Source organism: Bacillus sp. AFS040349 (genome assembly GCF_002577655.1).
In the GTDB taxonomy this organism is placed as follows: Bacteria; Bacillota; Bacilli; order Bacillales; family Bacillaceae; genus Metabacillus.
This window is the reverse complement of the sequence record NZ_NUMC01000166.1, coordinates 1-782: the sequence shown is the minus strand read 5'-3', so window position 1 is coordinate 782 and position 782 is coordinate 1. Positions and strand designations below refer to the sequence as shown.

The 782-nt window shown below is 36.2% G+C and carries 1 protein-coding gene; it reads right to left on the bottom strand.

Annotation, left to right across the window (positions count from 1 at the left end):
- Window positions 1–782 (bottom strand): Tn3 family transposase (locus COD11_RS25415; protein WP_141549751.1); only part of this gene is annotated, 782 nt, incomplete at both ends.

Sequence of the window (782 nt, the reverse complement as noted above, 5' to 3'; positions counted from 1 at the left end):
TTATCTATTGTAAATAATTTTGAATCTGATAAATCTCTTATTCTTGGAGCAAATTTAAATCCTAATAAATGAGTCAGTCCGAATATTTGGGCAATATAACCGGCTGTGTCTGTATAATGCTCTTCTATGTTTAGCTCCGTCTCATGGTGCAACAAACCATCTAAAACATGAATCGCATCCCTAGAATTAGTATGAATAATCTTTGTGTAGTAAGAAGAGAATTGATCACTAGTAAAACGATAGATGGTTGCTCCTTTTCCAGTTCCATAATGTGGATTTGCATCTGCATGTAGTGATGAAACACCTAGCTGCATTCTCATACCATCCGATGAGGATGTTGTACCGTCGCCCCAATAGGAAGACAATTGTAATTTATGATGAAAATTAACTAATACTGCTTGTGCTCTATTCATGGCATCTTCATACATGCGCCATTGAGATACATTGGCTAGTTGCTTATATGTAAGTCCGGGTGTTGCTTCAGCCATCTTACTCAACCCAATATTCATTCCCATTCCTAAAAGGGCTGCCATAATAATAATCGTTTCTTCTTTATCCGGTTTTCGATTATTGGAAGCATGAGTAAATTGCTCATGGAATCCTGTTATATAAGCAATATCCATGAGTAAATCGGTTAATTTTATTCTTGGTAGCATCTGATACAGGCTTGCACTAAATTTTTTTGCTTCTTCCGGAACATCTTTTTCCAAACGTGCAATAGATATCTTTCCTTTTTCAAGAGAAACTCCGTCTAACTTATTAGAATTGGCAGCTAACCACTT